Origin of the sequence: Virgibacillus sp. JSM 102003, assembly GCF_041949995.1 — a bacterium.
Taxonomy (GTDB): Bacteria; Bacillota; Bacilli; order Bacillales; family Amphibacillaceae; genus Lentibacillus.
Genome location: NZ_JBHFQH010000021.1, coordinates 31757 through 53406 on the forward strand (window position 1 = coordinate 31757; position 21650 = coordinate 53406).

Here is a 21650-nt window from a genome sequence, read left to right on the forward strand (position 1 = left end):
TCGCTATATAGTCCTATTATAAACAAGCTGTTACTAATTTTCAAAATATTACAAATAGTTAATTGTAACTATTTGTGCGACTATTTTCTCGATTTAATAGGTATAAAGAATTATTTTTTGCGCAGAAAAATTAATTTTTCGACAGAACTGTACATGTTTAGTGTTTTTAATGCTGTGGGTAAGGGTTAATAATTATTAAAAGAAGAATGGGAAATTGAAATTAACGTTCATATGAAAGAAGGACTTTGTATAATTGTAAGTTACGTTCGAATTCAGGATACACATCTAAAGATTAATTAGGATTGATTATGATATAATTATTGAAACAATGGATTTTATTTACTAAATTTAGTTAGCTTAGGATGATTCATTCAATTCCTCGAGCTATGTTAGGCTGACTGGAAAATGGGGAATAGCAATTAGAGTAGTAGCATGTAAAGAGAGATACGATTTCTATTTATTGCTATAGGGAATTATTTTTGCGATGATTGGGATGGGTGCTTGTATATTGCAATCTGCAATATGGCACCTTTAAAGAAGTATTTTTAATAACGCTTTTAGTTGTTTTTTTAAAAAACACTATTAATTTATAATAAGAAGTAAGTAGGGGGTGTAGAGAATGAGCGATATTTTAAGAAAAGGATTTTTATTAGGCCTTGGAGCAGCAGTAAGTGGAAAAGAAAAGCTTGATCGAAAACTGCAGGAGCTCGTAGACAAAAATGAGCTGTCGCAGGAGCAAGCAAGGACTGTCATGCGTAACTTCGTTGAAAAGGGTGAAATGAAAACAGACGAGTGGAGCACCAAGCAATTTGAACAAACGCAAGACATGGCAAAGGAACTTGGTTTAGCTACAAAAGAAGAGATCAACGAATTACGCGCACGCATATCAGTCTTAGAAGAAAAACTGGATGAAGAATAGAGTGAAAGCAGACTTCTGAAGGATAAGTGGTTCAGCTTCGGAGTACGAGGTTACAATTCGTACGCTTTACTGAACCGCTTCTTTATCTGATACGAAATATTGTAGAAAGGGCATTTTCCAAATAGGAATTTGCTCTTTTTTTGTTTAGGAAATATTAAAATTTAAGTGCTGGGGATGCGTTTCGTTGATATTATATGGGTGTTTATTGTAGTTCTGGTTTATCTCGCTTACTTAGTGTAAGATTTGAAAATTAGGAATATATTACCATTTAAAACTTGATAGTCACGAATATATAGGAATATTTTATCAGTTAATTTGGCAATTTGGCAAATTTTCTGTTGATTACCTTTATAAATAACGATACAATTAAAAAAGGGAAGGATACGGGGCGCATCACAATAGGGGGGATATAGCGTTATGAAAAGCTTTTTGCATCTATTGGAGGACACGGAAAAAAAGCTTGGAAGGCAGTTGTACAAGAACGAAGTAGAGTTTTTACAATGGGTTTATGAGCGCTATACGAGGGAGCAGCAGGTAAACGTATAAAGTCATAGTTAATCTTGTTATCCCTTTTACTTACATAATGAGCAAGAAACGATATAATAGATTGATCCAATAAGTCTTGGGGGTAAGTTCCAAGGCTTTTTGTAATTAAGTTAGTAGTGTTATACTTAATTGAGTTTAGGGTAGATACAAGGAGTGATTATTATGGCAGTGGGAACTGATACAATCATACAAAAAATGATGAAAGAGCTAACACAAGCACAGCAGAAAAACGATAATAATGACGCTGTGCAAAAACATATTGCGAATGTACAGCTACTTTGTGAACTAATATTGGAAGAAAAGCCAAAATCGGATAGCAGTGAGATTTCAACTGAGGAAATGAAAGCAATGATCGGGGAGAGCAATAACAGTCGGAAGCAAAACATAACACGTCATAATCAAGAAGAAGATGATGATGCAAATGGGAGTTCCTTATTTGACTTTTAACAGCATGAAAAAGAGAGGTGCATGAAGATGAAATTATTTTTAATTCTTGGAGCAATAAACGGATTCCTGGCAGTTACTCTTGGTGCATTCGGAGCACATGGGCTTGAAGGGAAGTTGTCCGAAAAGGCATTAAAAACGTGGGACAAGGCAGTTAACTATCAAATGTTTCATACAATGGCATTACTTGTAACCGGACTACTATTGGCGAAATTACAAAGCGGGGGGTTGATCTTTGCAGGCTGGATGTTCCTGATTGGAATTCTATTATTCTCCGGAACGTTATATATCTACTCAACTACTGGAATTAAAACATTTGCGATGATTACACCAATTGGTGGCGTTGCTTTTCTAATCGGCTGGGTGCTACTTGGATATGCTGTTATGAAATATTTATAGCTGAAAAAGAAGGATGGTTGTGATAAGCATAAGCATGGCAGCTTTAACAAACTGTTTAGCACCTTCTGCTGTATTATGCGTGTTAATTGCGATAAGCGCTTCACAAAAAATACTGATAGATAACAAATATAAACTAAACAACATAATGATAAGAATACCTTGAAAGACTGAAATAAGCCCAATGATCACAACTAAAACAAGGGTTATCAATTCAAGGCGAATGAATTTCTCATAAGGATGTCTCATTTTAGTTCCCCCTGTTGTTGATATTAGAAAAACTTGGTTTTGTACCAAGTTTTTCTAACATTCAAAAGTTGTTTGTCGTTGTGGATTTTGGATCATTTATCCTTCGTTGCCGTAAGGATATGAATAATTGATTTCCCCTTCAAACGTTACATAGTCGAGGTAGATCATTAGGAGTAAATACCTCTTTCCTGATTGAGGGTCGCTTAAAATAATATGATCTTTCCCAGCTGCTTCAATAATTCCTCTGAAAATTTTAGCATTCCACTGGCTGTTACTTTCAAAAGTCATATACACTGTTGCAGCTTTCCCCTCATTTAGTCGGAGAATATTTTCAATGTACGATTGCTCCATTGGAAGCTGTCCGTTACCAGTCTGCGGTTGCCCCATACCATCAGTCTGTTGCTGCTGTTGTTGTGCCTGCTGATTCTGCTGGTTCTGCGGACTTTGAGGCACTTGTCTCGGGTCATAAGCTGGGTAATATGCTGGAGAAAATTGTGGATAGTAATAATAAGGATACTGTTGGTAAGAATTTGTAAAGCCTTGATTTACGCTTTTCTCATTTTCACTCATAAAAAAACCTCCTATTAGTATGCTTTTGGACATTCAGATACTGTTGGTGCATAAAAACAATGTGCTTTGTACCTGCCTACGTTCCACTGCCCAAACCACTTGGCTGGACATGTGCCGTCTGGCCTGAAAAACCATAAAGAGTTTGATGCTGGATGATACCATTTTTTCCCTTAATAACCTTACGTGTTAAATTTATATCTTTCTGACGGGCTCTCTGATAAAAATAGCCTTTTTGCGTTGCTTCAAACCCACCAGACTTTGGAAAACCATCTCATTTAAATTAGTTATTTCTGTGAAATCCAGACAGTCAACACGGACTCAATTTACATCAGTATTTCCAACCATAAGCATTCCAAGTTTTCCGTCACCTTCAGATTCTGCACGCATTAATCTTGCTAGTAGTCTTAATCCTTTTTGGTTGTATCTAATTACAGCCACACCAAATACACCTCACTTCTGTAGCTGATGCTGGTTGGACCTACTAAATATGTGTATGAAAGTATGGGCGGAATAATGACTGTCCTGAAAATGAATTTTTATTGGTTGCTTTGATTTAAGTTGTTCGATGGGGTTGAAGTTCCTGAAATCCGGTTGATGCTTTATATCCAATTTAAACAAAAAAAATTGCCCCGAATATCTCGAGACAATCTTTAATCCAGCTTATACGTGTAAATAAGCGTCAATATCATCTTTTGCCAAGTGGTTTCCAACGAAGAATTCGCCGAACTCACCGAATCGTGCACTTACTTCATCAAAGCGCATTTCGTAAACAATTTTCTTTAGCTGTAAAGGATCATGAGCAAACAGGGTTACGCCCCATTCCCAGTCATCAAAACCGAATGAGCCAGTGATAATTTGCTTAATGTTTCCAGCGTATTTACGGCCAGTTTTACTATGTTCATAAAGTAATTTTGCCCGCTCTTTAAAATCAACTGAGTACCAGTTATCTTCGCCATCGCGACTTTTGTTCATCGGATAGAAACTGATATGCTCCCATTTAGGCAGAATCGGTTTCAGGCGTTCCTGTGTTCTGGGATCATCCTCTGCATGCTGTGGCCCGTATTTCGAAAGCTCAACAACAGATACATACGAATGGGCAGGAAGAAGAAACTCAGCAAATTTTGATTTATTAAATTCCGTTTCAATATCAGTCAGTTCATTCATAGTTGGACGTAAAAACATAAACATTAAGTCAGCTTTTTGGCCAACAACTTTATATAGTACATGACTTCCACTTTCTTCATTTTCAACTGCTTCCCATTTGGTAAGTAGGTTTTTAAATTCATGAATTGCTGATTCGCGTTCTTCACTGGATGCATATTTCCAGGATGTCCAGTCAATTGTCCGTAAATCATGCAAACAATACCAGCCATCCAAGGTTTCAACTGCTTGAGCTGCCATTCTATATCTCTCCTTCATTAATTTTAAGATTATTCATCATATGTTTTTACTATATCATAATTAGGGAACGATAATCATGGAATAAGTTTTTGTCACTACTCCGTCAAAACTACAGTAAAAATCAAGGGTGATTCCTTTTAATAGGCTGGATAATCAATTATCATTTTAAGTAGAACATAACGCTAATAGGAGGTGCTCCATCATGAGTAATCTTTTTGATCAATTAAGTGATACAATAAAAACAACTGACAAGTCGATCGTTTTTCCGGAAGGGATGGATGAACGAGTACTGACCGCGGCAAGCCAACTTGGTGCTGCAGGTATTCTAACCCCTGTTTTATTAAGCGATCGGAGTAAGATGAAACAGAAAGCAGAAGAAATTGGTGTCGATATAGCTACATGTAAATTAATGGATCCAAAAGACTTTGCTGAGCTTGAATTAATGGTGGAAACGTTTGTTGAACGCCGTAAAGGAAAAGTTTCAGCTGAACAAGCACGTGAAATATTGCTTGATGCGAATTATTTTGGAACGATGCTTGTATACATGAACCAGGCAGATGGACTTGTTAGTGGTGCGACACATTCAACGGCAGATACCGTTAGACCCGCATTACAGATTATAAAAACAAAGGATGGGATTAAAAAGACCTCCGGCGTATTTATCATGGTTCGTAACGATGAAAAATATGTGTTTGCTGATTGTGCAATCAACATTAACCCTGACAGTCAGGATTTGGCGGAGATAGCAGCTGAGAGCGCTCTTACTGCTGAATTGTTTGATGTAGATCCACGTATTGCAATGCTTAGTTTTTCAACAAAAGGTTCGGCTCAATCTGAAGAAACCGATAAAGTTGTTAATGCATTAAATCTTGCAAAAGAAAAAAATCCTTCACTCGTAATCGATGGTGAGTTTCAGTTTGACGCTGCATTTGTTCCAAGTGTTGCTGCGAAAAAGGCTCCGGATTCCGTGCTTAATGGCGATGCAAATGTATTTATTTTTCCAAGTCTTGAAGCGGGAAACATCGGGTATAAAATAGCCCAGCGATTAGGCGAGTTTGAAGCGGTTGGTCCAGTTCTGCAAGGACTCAACAAACCGGTGAACGACTTATCGCGAGGGTGCAGCGCAGAGGATGTTTATAAACTGGCAATCATTACAGCAGCACAAGCATAACGGGAAGAGAAAGGCTTACAGCGGATTGAAGTTCTGCTGTAAGTCTTTTTAAGTTGATATCGTATGCTGGTTGGTTGATATATGAGTTTTTGTGTTGATATATGGGTATACAGGTTGATAAACAGTTATTGCAGTCGATAAAATAAATCCCCAGTCGATAAATCATTGCATCCCAGCAATCTTCTCATTCCGCTTGACCATTTGCTCGTATCTTGTTTTAAAAGCCTCCAGTTCATCAACAGAAAAATCATCTGTTACAATCGTGTCACTAAAGTGCTGAAGGGATTCTAAAACACGCTCCTTCATCTCATCAACTGTTATTTTTGCCCCTAAAAGTTCATTTAGCGAAGCCATTGTTGCTGGATCGACATCTGGATAGGAAAACTTGGTTTCAGCGTTCTTAAGAGCTACACTATAAAAATCACGAATAATTGCTGCTCGCTCAACACCTTTTCCTTCCACATCTATGTATATTTGAATAGCAGCCCCATCTTTTACACGACGCTGTGAGATTCCGGCAAATTTTAGGCCGCCGATACTTAAATCATAGTCTCCAGGGCAATAGGAACCGACGATTTCATATGCCTCTATATTATTTGTCAAATCACGTAGCATGTACTGGATAAAGCTGACCATCGCCTCATAACAATCATGAATGGAAATATGCTTCACATCAGGCAGAATCAGCGAAATATTCAAAACACCTGCATCCAATGCGACTGCTAATCCTCCGGAATTCCGGACAACAACATGATATCCCTGTTCGTTCAGCAGTTCTACGCCTTCTTCAATATAAGGTAATCGTGCATCGGGGATGCCTAACACAACCGTATCAGGGTGGACCCATAGCCTTATTGCAGGTGCAGTGTTTTTTTTGTCAACAGATAGCGCCAGTACATCATCAATTGCAAACGACGTTAAGGCTGTATAAACTTTTTTATCAAATAAATTTTCTTTTGAATGATCGAGATAGCGAAACTGCTTGTGCCTGACGATTTCCTTCCAGTTTTTCATAGTTTTCTCCTTTTGCTCATAAAGATTGGCTCTTTTATCCTTGGGTTATTCATTATATAATAAAGTAAATAATGTCGAAAAGAAACGGGTTGGAAAAATGGCGTACAGAGATGAACAATTAAATGAAGAAAAAGTATTTAAAGATCCTGTCCATAGATATGTTCATGTAAAGGATCGTGTGATCTGGGATTTAATCGCAGCACCGGAATTTCAGCGTTTACGCCGGATTAAACAGCTTGGAACGACTAATTTAACATTTCATGGAGCAGAACATAGCCGCTTTAACCATTCATTAGGCGTTTATGAAATTGTTCGCCGGATTCTTTATAATTTCGAAAACCGACCGCATTGGAATGATGATGAGCGTCTGCTGTGCTTATGTGCGGCTTTACTTCACGATCTGGGTCATGGACCATTTTCCCATTCGTTTGAAAAAGTATTTAAGCTGGATCATGAGCATTTTACCCAGCAAATTATTATGGGTGATACACATATACATACAATTTTAGAGCGCGTTTCACCTGGATTTTCTAAAAAGGTTGCTGATGTGATTGATAAAACATACGAGGACAAGTTAGTTGTCAGTCTCATTTCAAGCCAGATTGATGCTGATCGGATGGATTATCTGCAACGTGACGCTTATTTCACTGGTGTCAGCTACGGCCATTTTGATATGGAACGGATTTTACGTGTGATGCGTCCGATTGATGACCAGGTTGTCATTAAATCAAGTGGAATGCACGCGGTGGAAGACTATATCATGAGCCGCTATCAAATGTACTGGCAGGTTTATTTTCATCCTGTAACAAGAAGCGCAGAAGTCATCTTGTCAAAAATCCTCCATCGTGCCAAATATTTATTTGAGACAAATTATACCTTTAAACTGAAGCCAATGCACTTTATTTCATTTTTTAAGGAAAAGGTTGATCTAGCTGATTATTTGAAGCTGGACGAATCGATTGTCTCTTACTATTTTCAATTATGGCAGGAAGAAGATGACGAAATCTTAAGTGATTTGTGTGAGCGGTTTATGAATCGTCGCCTGCTTAAATATATTGAATTTAACCCAAACCAGCAAATGAATGAATGGATGGAGCTTTATCGGTTATTTCAGGAGGCCGGAATTGACCCTGAGTATTACCTTGTGGTCGATTCATCATCTGATCTGCCTTATGATTTCTACCGCCCTGGTGAAGAGGAAGAACGACTTCCAATTCATTTGATGATGCCCAATGATGAACTGAAAGAACTTTCCCGTCATTCGGATATCGTTGAAGCTATCTCAGGGAAAAAACGCACGGACCATAAGCTGTATTTTCCTAAAGATTCGTTGGATGACCTTAGTGATGATTGCCCAGCCAAACGAAGAATTCTTGAGTTATTATATGGTGAAGGAGCGGAAAAATAATGTTAACTAATCATGCGAAATTAATGCAATTTTTTTCTGTAGCAAATGAAGTTACCGGGCGGAAGAAGCTGCAGAAAATGATTTATATTTTACAAAAATGTGATATTCCTTTTGAGGAAAAATACCAATTTCATTTCTACGGACCGTACTCTGAAGAACTTTCACTCCGAACAGAAGAACTATGTAATCTGGGCTTTATTGCTGAAGAAAAAGAGGAAAAGAGTAACTATTTTCAATATAATTACAGTATTACTGTGGATGGTAAGGAATTTCTGAACCAATTTACATTGGACATGCCTGATATGACAAAGCAGGTCCAATTATTAAAAGGTAAGAGTTCGCGCTTTCTTGAACTTGTATCGACCATGCTTTATTTTGATGATTTAACGGAGACGGACATGTTTGAAAAGATACATACCGTCAAGCCGAAGCAAAAGTATACAAATGATGATATAACGGAAGCAAGCCAATTTATTAAAGCAATTAACCCACCTCAATAATGGTGGGTTTTTTTGCGCTTTCCTCGCATGTTTTGTTGCTCTATAATCACTGGAGGCTTTTTGTATTGTCTCGCAGTTTATCGATTTTGTGTCAAAACGTTCGATTATAAATTGTAATGGATGAAATGAAGCCTGCGGTTATGCTAGAATATTAATTAAAACCTAAGTAGGAGGGTTAAAAAGTGAGTTCAGAAGACCAGAATAAAAAGAAGACTAATCAATTTACAATACTTAAAGATGATTCAACGGACGGCCATGGCGGTTATGGTGCCGGAACAATCAGTCTTGAAAATATGTCCCCGGTGATTATTGACCCTAATGAAGATCGTGCGTTTGTAGATATGGGCGCAATGCATGCCCGAAGTGAAATAGAGCGACGTGTCAAATTTATACCTAACAAAGATGAGGTACCAAATGGAAAATTATATTGGATTGTTTGGGTGAATGTTGAAAAAAACGAAAATGGCGCCTATTTTTCTGGTGTTTGCGGAAGTGAAGTCCGTGTTGATCGTTCAATCAAACGAGCTTATAAATCAATGCCTGAGCATGTGACTCACATGGAAAAATCATTAAAAGGCAAAATTATGCTTGAACACATGGATGATCATTCGAAAAAGCTTTTAAAAGATTTCCTTGCCGACTTTGAAGGTGGAGATATGTGGAACAATTCTTCTGATGAGTTAAAAGAAGTACTTCCGAAATAATGAACATTTTGTGACCGTATTATGAACAATTGATTTACAACTTGTACTTTAATCAAGAAATTTGTAAAATGTATATACATGGGCTAACTCATGTATTGCTAGGACAAAAAAGAAGCTGACTCCAAACGTAAGATGGACCTTACAGGAGTCAGCTTCTTTTATTTTCGTGTGGTCGCGCTCGACAAAGTTTGACATAAAGCGGGAAGTGACAGGCACCACCCGGGACAGGCACCACCCGGGAACCTTCCGACTAAAATAGTTTATCAAACCATTCTTGGAGCAATCCTTTTTGTTTTTTGTTTTCTTCCGTTTTGCCGTCGGGCAGGTGGACTGAGCAATATTTTGCTGGTTCTGTTCCTTTTTCAAAGTACATGACACGGCTTGTGTCGCAGTATGTTGTCGCCCGCTCGCCTGAAGCAGGATCAATTGGTATTCCTACAACACCTGATGGAGCAGTGAACCTTGTTAATGGCTTTTCCTCGTGAGCAGCTTCCATAAATTTTGCCCAAACATCTTTGGCATAGCGGACTTCTTCGGTTTTTACCATAGGGTCGTTATTGTCGTATCCTGTCCAGATTCCTGCAACAAGTGAAGGGCTGTATCCGATCATCCAGCTGTCCGTGTTCGTTGTCCCAGATTTTCCAGCATAAGTACGACTCAATTGATTGGCAATTGATGATCCCGTCACCGCCATATAGTCATCCAGTGACCGGTCAAACATCCCAGTCATTAAATGAGTTAATATAAATGCGGATTTAGGGTCGAGCACTTGTTTACCTTCTTTTTGATTTCTTTTAAATACTGTATTTCCATGACGATCAATAATCTTTGTGATAGTATGTCCTTCTATCTGATTGCCGCCATTAGCTATCGTGCCATATCCGGTCACCATATCCTCAACAGATACCGCAGCAGTTCCAAGCGCCAAGGACGGTACAGCAGGTAAGTCGCCGTCTATTCCAACTTTTTTAGCCGTATCAACAAGTGTTTTGGCACCAAGGAACAGATTCGTTCTTACGGCATAAACGTTATCGGATAAAGCTATTGCCTGAGCTAAGGATATTTCCTCATTGGCATAATACCCATTATAGTTGCTCGGCTGATATACCTTTCCATCCTCAAGTTCAAATGCTGTTGGTTTACTCATTAACATGGTGCTTGGTGTAAAGCCATTATTTAAGGCGGCGTAATATAAAAATGGCTTAAAGGCTGATCCAGGCATCCGTTTTGCGCTGACTGCACGGTTAAACTGGCTTTTTTGATAATTCCTTCCACCTACAAGAGCTCGAATACCTCCTGTAGCTGGGTCCATAGCCATTGCACCGATATTTATTTTGCTTTCAGGTTGAATAACATTTTTAGCGCTGCGTTTTAGCTCTTGCTGCAAGTCAACATCCAATGTCGTATGAATTTCATATCCGCCTGACCGAACCAAGTCAGATTCCACGTTTAGAATATCACCAGCCTCTAGTAAAACAGTATCCTGAAAATAAGGAGCTGCTGCAATCTTTTCCCGTTCTTCCTGTTCTGTGAATCCAAGGTTTTCCCGACTGGCTAGAAAATACTCCTGTTCTGTTATGTCACCATCATTTTGCATTAGCCTTAGAATTCGTTTTTGCCGATCTTCAGCATTATCCCGGTCATTAAGCGGAGAATAGTAAGTAGGGCCTTTTGGAATTGCTGCCAGCATTGAAGCTTCAGCTAATGATAAATCTTTAGCAGATTTGTTGAAAAAATACCTACTGGCTGCTTCAATACCGTGTGCGCCATGACCATAGTAAATCGTATTTAAATAGCCCTCCAGAATTTCATTTTTGGAATAGTACATTTCAATCCTTACTGTATGAAAGGCTTCCTTCAGTTTACGGGACCATGTTTTTTCGTGGGTCAAATATAAATTCCTGGCATATTGCTGTGTGAGTGTACTCGCACCTTCCTTTAATGAAAAGCTCTTTAAATCTGATAATACCGCGCCGGCAATCCGCTTTAAATCAAATCCATTATGGTCATAGAAATGCTGATCCTCGATTGCTAAAGTTGCATTAATTAATTGAGGAGACATTTCTTCCAAATCCACCCAGTACCGATTTTCGGTACCGCGTTCCTCGCCAATCACTTCTTCATTTATGCTATAATAAATTGTATTTTGATCGATTGTAAGCTTCGGGGGACCGAGCAAAAAGCTTACCAAATAAACCCCTGCAAGGCACACGACCCCAAGGATGAACATGCTAATAGGAATTAGTAGAATAAGCTGGCTTTTTTTCAATCGGAAAAGTTTTCTCATAGGCTTTTATCTCCAGTAAAATTTCATTACTTCCATTATGGGAAAAGATAACCAGAAATAAACGTAGAATCATGAGTGATATATAGTGGTAATGGTTAAATAACTACTTTGTGTTGATAAATGCATACAATTATCGCTATAATAGGAAATTATATAAAGCAGGAGCGATTTGATGAATTCAGAACCAAAAGAGGTTTCGATTGAACTTCAGACAGTTATTAACGATGATGGGCAGACAGAATACAATACTGTTAAAGAAAATGGGAATTTGTATAAAAAAGATAATATAGATGTACTTACCTTTAAGGAGAAGGCGGACGACGGATCATTAATTAATAATCTGATAACGATTCATGCTGATAAGGTTAGTATTAAGCGAATAGGGTCAGTTAAAATGCATCAGCAATTCCGTTTAAGACAAACATCGGAAAATGTATTCCAGCATGAATATGGTCATATACATATGGAAACTTTTACAAATTCGATGCAATACCAAGAGCTTGCCGATCAGCAAAATGGCTTGTTAAAACTCGACTATACAGTGAAGCTGAATGGACAGGAAGAACGTAAGCAACAAATAACACTATCAATTAAAGAGGAGGACTCCCAATGAACGTTTTGGCACAAACAGAGGATGTATTAAAGCAGGAAATCGCTGCTTCTGTCCTTAATGCGAACCTCGCAACGGAAAATGAATTGCCATCCGTTATTTTAGAAAAACCAAAGGACAAGGCCCATGGTGACTTTGCTACAAACATCGCGATGCAGCTGGCACGGGTCGCCAAAAAAGCACCACGTCAGATAGCGGATGATATCGTGGCAAATATTGATCAATCAAAAGCAAAAATTGAAAGAGTGGAAATTGCTGGGCCAGGTTTTATTAATTTTTTCATGAAAAATGATTATCTAGGTGAACTTGTCCCAACGATATTGAAAGCTGGTAAAACATATGGACAAACGCAAGCAGGGCAGGGTAAAAAAGTTCAGGTTGAGTTTGTTTCCGTAAACCCAACCGGTGATTTGCACCTTGGACATGCCCGTGGTGCAGCATTTGGTGATGTATTCTGCAATGTCCTGGATGCAGCAGGCTATAATGTTGAGCGGGAATATTACATTAACGATGCCGGAAATCAGATTGATAACATGGCATTATCCATTCAGGCGCGGTATTTGCAGGCGCTGGGTCATGATGCAGAAATGCCTGAGGGCGGCTATCATGGTGAAGATCTAGTTGGTATCGGCAAACAATTAGCCACTGAATATGGCGATAAATGGGCCGATGCAGATAAAACGGAACGAGTGAAATTTTTTAAAGAGTATGGTTTAACATATGAGCTTGATAAACTGAAAAAAGACCTGAACGATTTTGGCGTCTATTTTGATAACTGGTTTTCCGAGCAATCATTATATGATAACAACAAAGTAACGGAAGCAGTCCAAACCTTAAAGGATAGTAACTATGTTTATGAGCAGGATGGAGCAACATGGTTCCGTTCAACGGACTTTGGTGACGATAAGGACCGAGTGCTAATTAAACAGGATGGCAGCTATACGTATCTGACACCTGATATTGCCTACCACAAAAATAAGATAGAACGTGGCTTTGACCAAATTATCAATGTTTGGGGATCTGATCACCATGGCTATATTGCCCGGATGCGTTCAGCAATTGAAGCACTTGGCTATCCGGTTGAGAAGTTCGATGTAAAAGTCATTCAAATGGTAAGCCTGTTTGAAGGCGGCGAAAAGATTCGCATGAGTAAGCGAACAGGCAAGGCAGTTGCGTTGCGTGAATTAATGGAAGAAGTTGGCGTTGATGCTGTCCGGTATTATTTCGTGATGCGTTCAAACGACTCACAGCTTGACTTTGATATGGATCTTGCACGTTCCGAATCGAATGATAATCCTGTCTACTATGTTCAGTATGCCCACGCAAGAATCTGTACAATGCTGAAACAGGCAGAAGAAAAAGGACTCGCGAATGATGAAAAGTTTAATGCAGAACTGTTAACTGCTGAAAAAGAAATTGACTTACTCAAAAAACTGGGTGAGTTTCCAAAAATGATTGCAGAAGCTGCTGAAAAACACACACCACACAAAGTAACGCAATATGTGTTTGACCTTGCAACACTGCTGCACAGTTTTTACAATGCAGAAAAAGTCTTGAACCAGGATGAACCAGAAATGACAAAAGCACGTATTGCATTAATGAAAGCAGTACGGATTACAATTGCAAATGGATTACAAATCCTAGGTGTATCAGCACCGGAAAAAATGTAAGCAGCTTGCAGGGGTTATGGCCTCTGCAAGTTTTTTAAATGTAAATTCGAGTTGAACCTCAACCCTAAGTGAATTTTCAAAAAAGTTTTGCTGAAGCTGCCGAAGAAGCCAGATTAAGAAACAACTACTTTAGCGGACACACAAGCTCTTATTTCGATAAGATATGCTATTTGACAATATTTTCGGACACAGGATACCTTATTCATTGAAAATCATCCGAAAATGGTAATAGATTACCTCAATAAGGGCTCTGGTGTCCGCCTAAACCTTATATCACCTCATTTTGTCACAGATAGAAGCACTGCTGTCCGCTAACATCCTTAGAAATCAAAAACGATACTTTTCCCTTGAAAAAAATGCTCCTTGGCAATGAATTTGTGTGACATAATAGGAATGGGTGCATGTTTCAATAACTACAATCGTTTCTGAATCTAAAAAAGTGGCATTAGCTGTCATATTATTTTTATAGCAGCAAGTTAATTATGACAATTGTCACAACTCCCTAAAAATGAGTTGACTGAATGATCATTCACATATAAAGTATTAGTATACTAAACTTAAAAAATAGTAGGGGTGCGCATCTATAATTTTTTATAATTAATGCAATCGCTATCATTTTTCGTTATACTAAGACAAAAGGGGGAGCGGATGATGGACACATTTTTATTGATAAATTTGCTAGCATTTATAGCAATCGTCATCTATGGTTTATATTTATTCGCTAGAGTAGTAGCTACACGCATATCCTATATTAAACTCGGTAAGAAGTCTGAGTTTGATCGTGATTTTAAGGAACGTTTCCGCCGTATAGGAAAAATCGTTTTTGGTCAATCGAAACTATTGAAGGATAAAAAATCCGGGACCATTCACGTAATGATGTTCTATGGGTTTTTACTCGTACAATTTGGTGCGATTGATATGTTTATAAGAGGATTGGCACCAGGCAGTCATTTACCGTTTGGGCCATTATATGAAGGATTTACATTTTTCCAGGAACTTGTAACGTTGATGATACTTGTTGCTGTTGCATGGGCGTTTCACCGTCGTTATGTCGAGAAACTTGTGCGTCTGAAGCGTGGTTTTAAAGCAGGACTTGTTCTTATATTTATTGGAACATTAATGGTATCTGTTTTAGCAGGGAACGGTATGGCCTTAATCTGGCATGGTGAAGGACTAACATGGACCGAGCCTATTGCTAGTTTAGTAGCAGCAGCATTTGGCTGGATGCCGCAAGCGGCTGCTATGGTACTATTCTACGTATTTTGGTGGATTCATACGATCACAATACTATCTTTCCTTGTTTATGTACCACAATCTAAACACGCACACTTAATTGCAGCTCCAATTAACGTATTTTTAAGCAAGCGTGTTCCAGGGAAGCTGAAAAAAATAGACTTCGACATTGATGAAGAAGAAAACGAAGATGAAATTTCATTCGGTGTTGGAAAAGTAGAAGATTTTGAACAGCATCAGATGATCGACTTTTATGCATGTGTTGAGTGCGGACGTTGTACAGATGTATGTCCGGCATCCGGAACAGGTAAAATGCTGTCACCGATGGATATCATGATTAAAGTTCGTGATCACTTAACGGAAAAAGGTGCAGCTGTCACAGGTAATTCACCTTGGGTTCCCTCTTATGCATTTTCAAATACCAATGGGAATCAAGCAGCAAGTGCCGGTTCAAATGAAGCAGCAGCAGGCATGGAAAGTGCAAGCCTGATCGGCGATGTTATTACACAGGAAGAACTTGCTGGCTGTACAACATGTCGTAACTGTGAAGATGCTTGTCCGGTAAATAACGAGCATGTTGGAACAATCATTGATATGCGCCGTTACCTAGTTATGACAGAAGGTACAATGGATCCGGATGCTCAACGTGCGGTTATGAACATAGAACGTCAAGGTAATCCATGGGGACTATCGAAGAAGGATCGCATCAAATGGCGTGAGCTTGATGAAGAAGCATACATTCCTACAGTAAAGGAATTGAAAAAAGAAGATAAAGAATTCGAATACCTTTTCTGGGTAAGTTCCATGGGCTCGTTTGACAACCGAAGCCAAAAAATCGCACTGGCGTTTGCTAAGCTAATGAATCAGGCGGGAATCAGTTTTGCAATTTTAGGTAATAAGGAAACAAACTCTGGTGATACGGCTCGCCGTATCGGTAATGAATTCCTATTCCAGGAAATTGCTGAGAAAAATATTAAAGAATTTGAGAAGAATGGTGTGACGAAGATCGTAACAATCGATCCACACGCCTATAATATTTTCAAAAATGAATACCCTGATTTCGGTTTTGAAGCAGAAGTTTATCACCACACACAAATGCTCTATGACATGGTGATGAATGGCAAGCTTGAACCAAAACGTGAAATCAACCAAAAGCTAACATATCATGACTCATGTTATCTGGGAAGATATAACGGTGTTTATGACCCGCCGCGTGAAATTTTGAAATCAATTCCAGGTCTTGAATTGGTGGAAATGCAGCGTAGTAAAGAAAATGGCATGTGCTGTGGTGCTGGCGGTGGTCTGATGTGGACGGAGGAAACAACTGGTAACCGCATCAACGTTGCACGTACAGAACAGGCAATGGAAACACAATCAACCATGATCTCCAGCGCTTGTCCATTCTGTCTGACAATGTTAAGTGATGGTACAAAAGCCAAAGAAGTTGATGAAGATATCAGCACATTGGATGTAGCAGAAATTCTCGCATTGTCCGTATTTGTTGAAGACGAAGCAAAAACAGCTTAGAAAACTAGGCATTCGTTAAAGGGATTCTTATGAAAGCGTATTTTGCTTTCTTAACTGCCTGAATAATAGAGGGGTATCGACGCCCCTCTACTTTTTCGGCAACAGATTGAGCGAGCGTTCAATCGAATTATAAATCAGGGCATTGCAAGAGCATTCTGTTTTTTAATCATTAATTTAGAAAGCGTTATCAAATTAAATCTTTGAAAGGATGTTGAGAGTATGCGAAAAACAGTTATCGTATCTGGAGCTAGAACACCATTTGGTAAATTTGGAGGAGGCTTAAAGCCATTCACAGCATCACAGCTCGGTGGAAAAGCAATTCGGGAATCATTAAACCGTGCAGGTCTTGATGAAAAAGAGATCGATGAAGTAATTATGGGAAGCGTGTTGCAAGGAGGTCAAGGGCAAATCCCTTCACGGCAGGCAGCAAGAGAAGCAGGAATTCCCTGGAATGTTAAAACAGAAACAATCAACAAAGTTTGTGCATCTGGGTTACGCAGTGTAACGCTTGCTGATCAGCTGATTCGTCTTGGTGATGAGGATGTAATTGTTGCTGGTGGCATGGAAAGCATGAGTAACGCACCATATTTCCTCCCGGATGCTCGCTGGGGTAACCGTATGGGAGACAAAAAAGTGAAAGATATGATGGTTCATGATGGGCTGACATGCTCTTTCGAAGGTGTGCACATGGGTAATTACGGAAACAGCACAGCTGACGAATACAATTTGACGAGAGAAGCACAGGATGAGTGGTCATACCGCAGTCATCAACGTGCAGTGAAAGCAATTGAGGATGGAAAATTTGCAGATGAAATCGTATCGGTGGAAGTGCCGCAACGTAAAGGTGATCCAATTGTTGTTGATACGGATGAAGCACCACGTAAAGATACTAGTGTGGAGCGCCTGGCTAGTTTACGCCCGGCGTTTGATAAAGACGGAACAATTACCGCTGGCAACGCACCAGGTGTGAATGATGGTGCATGCGCATTTGTTGTTATGTCAGATGAAAAGGCTGAACAACTTGGGAAAACTCCGATGGCAACTGTACTTGGTCACGCGGAAGTTGCCGTTGAAGCAAAAGATTTCCCGCAAACGCCAGGACTTGTTATTAACAAACTGCTAGAAAAAACGGGCTATTCTAAAGATGACATAGACTTATTTGAAATTAACGAAGCTTTCGCAGCTGTTTCACTGGCGAGTGGCAAAATCGCAGGCATCGATCCGGAAAAAGTGAATGTAAATGGCGGAGCAGTAGCCCTTGGTCATCCAATCGGCGCAAGTGGTGCACGGATTATTTTGACATTAATCCATGAACTGAAACGTAAAGGCGGCGGGATCGGAATTGCAGCAATTTGCAGTGGCGGCGGTCAAGGTGACGCAATGCTGATTGAAGTACCGAAGCAATAGTAGGGTGTTTGGCTCAAACGGACACACATTTGGCTTAAGTTCACACGAAATCGGCTCAAACTGTCACAAATTCGGCTCAAGTTCACAACTTCCCGGCTCAAGGTCACAATTAAATCAAACAAGGAGGGACCTACATCATGGCATTTAATAAAGTTATGGTAATCGGTGCAGGACAGATGGGCGCAGGAATTGCTCAGGTCTTTGCACAATCAGGATTTGACGTCCTGTTAAATGATATGAACAAAGAAGCGCTCGAAAAAGGCATGAGTAACATTGAAAAGCTCTTAACACGGGCAGTAGATAAAGAACGAATCAGTGAATCAGATAAAACGGAAACACTAAACAGGCTAACACCATCCTCTGATTTGCAGGATGCACAATCACGTGATTTCGTAATTGAAGCAATTGTTGAAAACATGGATGTGAAAACGAAAGTATTCGGTGAGCTTGATACAATTGCCCCAAAACATGCAATCCTGGCTACAAACACATCATCACTGCCAATTACCGAGATTGCAGCAGCAACAAACCGTCCGGACCAGGTTATCGGGATGCATTTTATGAACCCTGTTCCGGTGATGAAGCTTGTTGAAATTATCCGTGGATTACAGACAAGCGACGAAACCTATCAGGCAATTGAGGATATGACGAACAAACTATCAAAAAGCCCAGTAGAAGTAAACGACTCACCAGGCTTTGCTGCAAACCGTATTCTTATGCCGATGATTAATGAGGCGATCTTTTCATTACATGAAGGAGTAGCGTCGGTAGAGGATATAGATACAGTAATGAAACTCGGTATGAATCATCCGATGGGGCCATTAACACTGGCAGACTTTATCGGACTTGATACATGTCTGTATATTATGGAAGTGTTGCATGAAGGATATGGCGATAGCAAATACCGTCCATGTCCATTACTTAGAAAATATGTAAAAGCAGGCTGGTTAGGTAAGAAATCAGGAAGAGGATTTTATCAATATTAAAAACTACCAAGAAAGACAGGAAGGGGGGCATTTAGAATGAATCTTAATTTTTCCGACGAACAGGAAATGATGCGCAAAATGGTTCAGGATTTTGCCCAAAAAGAAGTACAGCCGGAAATTGAGAGAATGGAACAAGAGGACCGTTTTCCAAAAGAAATTATCCAAAGAATGGGTGAGCTTGGATTGATGGGGATTCCAATTCCGGAAGAGTACGGTGGTGCCGGGATGAATTATACATCCTATATTATCGCTATTAACGAGCTTTCAAAGGTCAGTGCAACAATCGGAGTTATTTTATCAGTACACACATCTGTTGGTACAAATCCAATTTTATATTTTGGAAATGACGAACAAAAGATATACTATCTGCCGAAATTGGCATCAGGCGAGTTTCTTGGCGCTTTTGCTGTTACCGAACCAGGTGCAGGGTCTGACGTTGCAAACCTGAAAACACGAGCAAAAAAAGATGGCGATAACTATATTTTAAATGGTTCAAAGATGTTTATTACAAATGGCGGAGCGGCTGACACATTTATTACGTTTGCCCGTACAAGTGATGAAGCAGGCGCGAAAGGTGTCAGTGCGTTTATAATTGAAAAGGATACACCGGGGTTTGAAATTGGTAAAGCAGAGAAAAAAATGGGTCTGCATGGATCAAGTACGGTGCCACTAAGTTTTGACAATTGTGTCGTTCCAAAAGAACAGCTTCTTGGCAATGAAGGTGATGGCTTTAGAATCGCTATGGCGAACCTGAATGTCGGGCGCATTGGAATTGCTGCGCAAGCATTAGGAATTGGTGAAGCGGCAGTCGAGCATGCAACCGCATATGCAAAAGAACGTGAACAATTCGGTAAGCCAATCTCGAAAAATCAGGGTATATCATTTAAAATAGCTGATATGGCAACAGAAGTCGAGGCAGCAAAACTATTAGTCTATAACGTTGCATCACTAGTAGAACGCAACGTGCCGTGTAACAAGGAAGCATCAATGGCGAAAATGTATGCATCCAAAACTGCAAGGAAAGCTGCGATCGAAGCTGTTCAGGTGTATGGTGGATATGGGTTTACCGAGGATTATCCGGTAGAGCGCTTATTCCGTGATGCCAAAGTAACCGAAATCTATGAAGGAACAAACGAAATACAGCATATTGTAATAGCCAAAAACCTTTTAAAAGACTAAGGAGGACAACAGATTATGAATTTTCAACTAACAGATGAACAAGAAATGCTGCGTAAGATGGTCCGAGATTTTGCAAAAAAAGATGTGGAACCAACTGCTGCTGAGCGTGATGAAGAAGAGCGCTTTGACCGTGATATTTTCGATAAAATGGCTGAGCTTGGCCTGACAGGAATTCCATGGCCGGAAGAATACGGTGGAATCGGGGCTGACTATGTGAGCTATGTAATTGCTGTTGAGGAGCTATCACGTGTTTGTGCATCAACAGGTGTTACATTATCAGCACATCTATCGCTTGCAAGCTGGCCAATTTATAAATACGGAAATGAAGAGCAAAAGAAAACATTCCTCTATCGCTTGGCAACCGGTGAAGCGTTAGGTGCCTACGCATTATCTGAACCAGGTGCTGGAAGTGACGTTGTATCCATGAAAACCGTGGCAAAAGAAGACGGTGACCATTACGTTCTAAATGGTAACAAAGTGTGGATTACCAACGGTGGAGTTGCAGATATCTATATTGTTTTTGCAAAAACAGATACTGATGCTAAGCATAAAGGGATTAGTGCCTTCATCGTTGAAAAAGGAACAGAAGGATTCACTTTCGGTAAAAAAGAGAAGAAGCTCGGAATTCGTTCATCACCAACTACCGAACTTATTTTTGAAAACTGTCGTATTCCGAAAGAAAATATGCTGGGTGCTGAAGGAGATGGATTCAAAATTGCGATGACTACACTTGACGGTGGTCGTAATGGAATCGCGGCACAGGCACTGGGAATCGCCCAGGGTGCATTGGATGCATCGGTTGATTATGCAAAAGAACGCGAACAGTTTGGCAAGCCAATTGCAGCGAACCAAGGCATATCATTTAAGTTAGCGGATATGGCAACAGAAATCGAGGCTTCCCGTCTATTAACCTATCAGGCTGCATGGCTGGAATCAGAGGGGCAACCCTATGGAAAAGCATCTGCTATGTCAAAACTTTTTGCCGGAGATGCAGCAATGCGCATAACGGTCGAGGCCGTTCAGGTATTCGGCGGCTATGGCTACACAAAAGATTATCCAGTAGAACGCTATATGCGTGACGCGAAAATTACACAAATCTACGAAGGAACAAATGAAGTTCAGCGTTTGGTTATCGGACGTATGCTGACGAAATAACTAAGAATATGGCGTTTTTGCCGTTATTCACAGTGATTTCGCCAATGTTCACAATATCGAACGGTCGATCCGTAATTTCGAGCGCTAGCACCACATTGGCTCAAGTTGTCACAAAATCGGCTCGAGTTCACATGATTATGGCTTAAGTTAAAGTTAGTCTTTTTAATGGACACGTCAAAATGAGAATCGTGTATAATTTTAAAAAAGGACGTGTTTATTATGGGAGAATGGAAAGAACGGGAATTTAAAGAGCATATATGTAAATTAATTGTTG

20 protein-coding genes and 1 pseudogene are annotated in these 21650 nt (G+C 39.7%); 15 read left to right on the forward strand and 6 right to left on the reverse strand.

What is annotated here, in order from left to right; genetic code table 11:
* Positions 1-619: 619 nt before the first annotated feature.
* The 4 genes from ACE1TG_RS18105 (at position 620) to ACE1TG_RS18120 (ending at position 2308) form a co-directional block, all read left to right on the forward strand.
* Positions 620-919 carry a phasin family protein gene (locus tag ACE1TG_RS18105; RefSeq protein WP_092491410.1) on the forward strand — a complete coding sequence of 100 codons (300 nt, stop codon included), beginning with the start codon at positions 620-622 and terminating at the stop codon, positions 917-919.
* A gap of 417 nt (positions 920-1336) precedes the next feature.
* Entirely contained in the window at positions 1337-1465 is a 129-nt protein-coding gene (locus ACE1TG_RS18110; protein ID WP_375053815.1) for a hypothetical protein, read from the forward strand.
* Positions 1466-1627: 162 nt separating this feature from the next.
* Positions 1628-1912: a YwdI family protein gene (locus ACE1TG_RS18115; protein WP_375053816.1), complete on the forward strand. Its 285-nt coding sequence runs from the start codon at positions 1628-1630 to the stop codon at positions 1910-1912.
* A gap of 27 nt (positions 1913-1939) precedes the next feature.
* The gene (locus ACE1TG_RS18120) at positions 1940-2308 is read left to right on the forward strand and encodes a DUF423 domain-containing protein (RefSeq protein ID WP_375053817.1); all 369 of its coding nucleotides are present in this window, start codon (positions 1940-1942) and stop codon (positions 2306-2308) included.
* On the opposite strand, the gene ACE1TG_RS18125 is transcribed toward ACE1TG_RS18120, so the two are convergent.
* From ACE1TG_RS18125 to hemQ, 4 genes and pseudogenes are all read right to left on the reverse strand, one after another.
* Entirely contained in the window at positions 2303-2554 is a 252-nt protein-coding gene (locus tag ACE1TG_RS18125) for a hypothetical protein (RefSeq protein ID WP_375053818.1), read from the reverse strand. The two genes, ACE1TG_RS18120 and ACE1TG_RS18125, sit on opposite strands and share 6 nt — an antisense overlap.
* 96 nt (positions 2555-2650) lie before the next feature.
* Complete coding sequence (gerQ, locus tag ACE1TG_RS18130; RefSeq protein WP_375053819.1) at positions 2651-3124, reverse strand: spore coat protein GerQ; 474 nt, start codon at positions 3122-3124, stop codon at positions 2651-2653.
* A 14-nt stretch (positions 3125-3138) separates the two neighbouring features.
* A pseudogene (locus ACE1TG_RS18135) lies at positions 3139-3562 on the reverse strand (cell wall hydrolase).
* 222 nt (positions 3563-3784) lie between these two features.
* Positions 3785-4525 carry a hydrogen peroxide-dependent heme synthase gene (gene hemQ / locus ACE1TG_RS18140; RefSeq protein WP_375053820.1) on the reverse strand — a complete coding sequence of 247 codons (741 nt, stop codon included), beginning with the start codon at positions 4523-4525 and terminating at the stop codon, positions 3785-3787.
* 202 nt (positions 4526-4727) lie between these two features.
* On the opposite strand from hemQ, the gene pta reads away from it, so the two are divergent.
* On the forward strand, positions 4728-5696 hold the full coding sequence (pta, locus tag ACE1TG_RS18145) for a phosphate acetyltransferase (protein ID WP_375053821.1): 969 nt from the start codon (positions 4728-4730) through the stop codon (positions 5694-5696).
* 162 nt (positions 5697-5858) lie between these two features.
* Here the strand turns inward: pta and ACE1TG_RS18150 are convergent, their stop codons facing one another.
* Entirely contained in the window at positions 5859-6710 is an 852-nt protein-coding gene (locus tag ACE1TG_RS18150) for a lipoate--protein ligase family protein (protein ID WP_375053822.1), read from the reverse strand.
* Between the two features lie 97 nt (positions 6711-6807).
* On the opposite strand from ACE1TG_RS18150, the gene ACE1TG_RS18155 reads away from it, so the two are divergent.
* The 3 genes from ACE1TG_RS18155 (at position 6808) to ACE1TG_RS18165 (ending at position 9322) form a co-directional block, all read left to right on the forward strand.
* Complete coding sequence (locus ACE1TG_RS18155; RefSeq protein WP_375053833.1) at positions 6808-8118, forward strand: HD domain-containing protein; 1311 nt, start codon at positions 6808-6810, stop codon at positions 8116-8118.
* Complete coding sequence (locus tag ACE1TG_RS18160) at positions 8118-8618, forward strand: YwgA family protein (protein WP_375053823.1); 501 nt, start codon at positions 8118-8120, stop codon at positions 8616-8618. Before ACE1TG_RS18155 ends, ACE1TG_RS18160 begins: the two co-directional genes overlap by 1 nt.
* A gap of 182 nt (positions 8619-8800) precedes the next feature.
* A complete protein-coding gene (locus tag ACE1TG_RS18165) occupies positions 8801-9322 on the forward strand; it encodes a YwhD family protein (RefSeq protein ID WP_375053824.1) in 522 nt (173 codons plus the stop codon).
* Positions 9323-9572: 250 nt separating this feature from the next.
* Here ACE1TG_RS18165 and ACE1TG_RS18170 read toward each other — a convergent pair whose 3' ends face one another.
* Entirely contained in the window at positions 9573-11609 is a 2037-nt protein-coding gene (locus ACE1TG_RS18170; protein WP_375053825.1) for a transglycosylase domain-containing protein, read from the reverse strand.
* 172 nt (positions 11610-11781) lie between these two features.
* On the opposite strand from ACE1TG_RS18170, the gene ACE1TG_RS18175 reads away from it, so the two are divergent.
* The 7 genes from ACE1TG_RS18175 (at position 11782) to ACE1TG_RS18205 (ending at position 21376) form a co-directional block, all read left to right on the forward strand.
* Entirely contained in the window at positions 11782-12222 is a 441-nt protein-coding gene (locus ACE1TG_RS18175; RefSeq protein ID WP_375053826.1) for a YwiB family protein, read from the forward strand.
* Entirely contained in the window at positions 12219-13889 is a 1671-nt protein-coding gene (gene argS / locus ACE1TG_RS18180; RefSeq protein WP_375053827.1) for an arginine--tRNA ligase, read from the forward strand. Before ACE1TG_RS18175 ends, argS begins: the two co-directional genes overlap by 4 nt.
* Before the next feature lie 651 nt (positions 13890-14540).
* Positions 14541-16649 (forward strand): heterodisulfide reductase-related iron-sulfur binding cluster, encoded by a 2109-nt coding sequence (locus ACE1TG_RS18185; protein WP_375053834.1) that lies wholly within the window; start codon positions 14541-14543, stop codon positions 16647-16649.
* A 219-nt stretch (positions 16650-16868) separates the two neighbouring features.
* Positions 16869-18056 carry an acetyl-CoA C-acetyltransferase gene (locus ACE1TG_RS18190; protein WP_375053828.1) on the forward strand — a complete coding sequence of 396 codons (1188 nt, stop codon included), beginning with the start codon at positions 16869-16871 and terminating at the stop codon, positions 18054-18056.
* A gap of 137 nt (positions 18057-18193) precedes the next feature.
* Positions 18194-19042 carry a 3-hydroxybutyryl-CoA dehydrogenase gene (locus tag ACE1TG_RS18195; protein ID WP_375053829.1) on the forward strand — a complete coding sequence of 283 codons (849 nt, stop codon included), beginning with the start codon at positions 18194-18196 and terminating at the stop codon, positions 19040-19042.
* 36 nt (positions 19043-19078) lie between these two features.
* Positions 19079-20221 (forward strand): acyl-CoA dehydrogenase, encoded by a 1143-nt coding sequence (locus ACE1TG_RS18200; protein ID WP_375053830.1) that lies wholly within the window; start codon positions 19079-19081, stop codon positions 20219-20221.
* A 15-nt stretch (positions 20222-20236) separates the two neighbouring features.
* Positions 20237-21376: an acyl-CoA dehydrogenase gene (locus tag ACE1TG_RS18205; RefSeq protein WP_375053831.1), complete on the forward strand. Its 1140-nt coding sequence runs from the start codon at positions 20237-20239 to the stop codon at positions 21374-21376.
* Positions 21377-21650 lie beyond the last annotated feature (274 nt).

Excerpts from the sequence above, each read along its gene's own strand:
- ACE1TG_RS18205 (WP_375053831.1), top strand. The coding sequence starts at position 20,237 with ATGAATTTTCAACTAACAGATGAACAAGAAATGCTGCGTAAGATGGTC.
- ACE1TG_RS18155 (WP_375053833.1), top strand. The coding sequence starts at position 6,808 with ATGGCGTACAGAGATGAACAATTAAATGAAGAAAAAGTATTTAAAGAT.
- ACE1TG_RS18185 (WP_375053834.1), top strand. The coding sequence starts at position 14,541 with ATGGACACATTTTTATTGATAAATTTGCTAGCATTTATAGCAATCGTC.
- ACE1TG_RS18190 (WP_375053828.1), top strand. The coding sequence starts at position 16,869 with ATGCGAAAAACAGTTATCGTATCTGGAGCTAGAACACCATTTGGTAAA.
- pta (WP_375053821.1), top strand. The coding sequence starts at position 4,728 with ATGAGTAATCTTTTTGATCAATTAAGTGATACAATAAAAACAACTGAC.
- ACE1TG_RS18170 (WP_375053825.1), bottom strand. The coding sequence starts at position 11,609 with ATGAGAAAACTTTTCCGATTGAAAAAAAGCCAGCTTATTCTACTAATT.
- ACE1TG_RS18125 (WP_375053818.1), bottom strand. The coding sequence starts at position 2,554 with ATGAGACATCCTTATGAGAAATTCATTCGCCTTGAATTGATAACCCTT.
- ACE1TG_RS18195 (WP_375053829.1), top strand. The coding sequence starts at position 18,194 with ATGGCATTTAATAAAGTTATGGTAATCGGTGCAGGACAGATGGGCGCA.
- ACE1TG_RS18120 (WP_375053817.1), top strand. The coding sequence starts at position 1,940 with ATGAAATTATTTTTAATTCTTGGAGCAATAAACGGATTCCTGGCAGTT.
- ACE1TG_RS18200 (WP_375053830.1), top strand. The coding sequence starts at position 19,079 with ATGAATCTTAATTTTTCCGACGAACAGGAAATGATGCGCAAAATGGTT.
- ACE1TG_RS18175 (WP_375053826.1), top strand. The coding sequence starts at position 11,782 with ATGAATTCAGAACCAAAAGAGGTTTCGATTGAACTTCAGACAGTTATT.
- ACE1TG_RS18160 (WP_375053823.1), top strand. The coding sequence starts at position 8,118 with ATGTTAACTAATCATGCGAAATTAATGCAATTTTTTTCTGTAGCAAAT.
- gerQ (WP_375053819.1), bottom strand. The coding sequence starts at position 3,124 with ATGAGTGAAAATGAGAAAAGCGTAAATCAAGGCTTTACAAATTCTTAC.
- ACE1TG_RS18115 (WP_375053816.1), top strand. The coding sequence starts at position 1,628 with ATGGCAGTGGGAACTGATACAATCATACAAAAAATGATGAAAGAGCTA.
- ACE1TG_RS18105 (WP_092491410.1), top strand. The coding sequence starts at position 620 with ATGAGCGATATTTTAAGAAAAGGATTTTTATTAGGCCTTGGAGCAGCA.
- hemQ (WP_375053820.1), bottom strand. The coding sequence starts at position 4,525 with ATGGCAGCTCAAGCAGTTGAAACCTTGGATGGCTGGTATTGTTTGCAT.
- argS (WP_375053827.1), top strand. The coding sequence starts at position 12,219 with ATGAACGTTTTGGCACAAACAGAGGATGTATTAAAGCAGGAAATCGCT.
- ACE1TG_RS18110 (WP_375053815.1), top strand. The coding sequence starts at position 1,337 with ATGAAAAGCTTTTTGCATCTATTGGAGGACACGGAAAAAAAGCTTGGA.
- ACE1TG_RS18150 (WP_375053822.1), bottom strand. The coding sequence starts at position 6,710 with ATGAAAAACTGGAAGGAAATCGTCAGGCACAAGCAGTTTCGCTATCTC.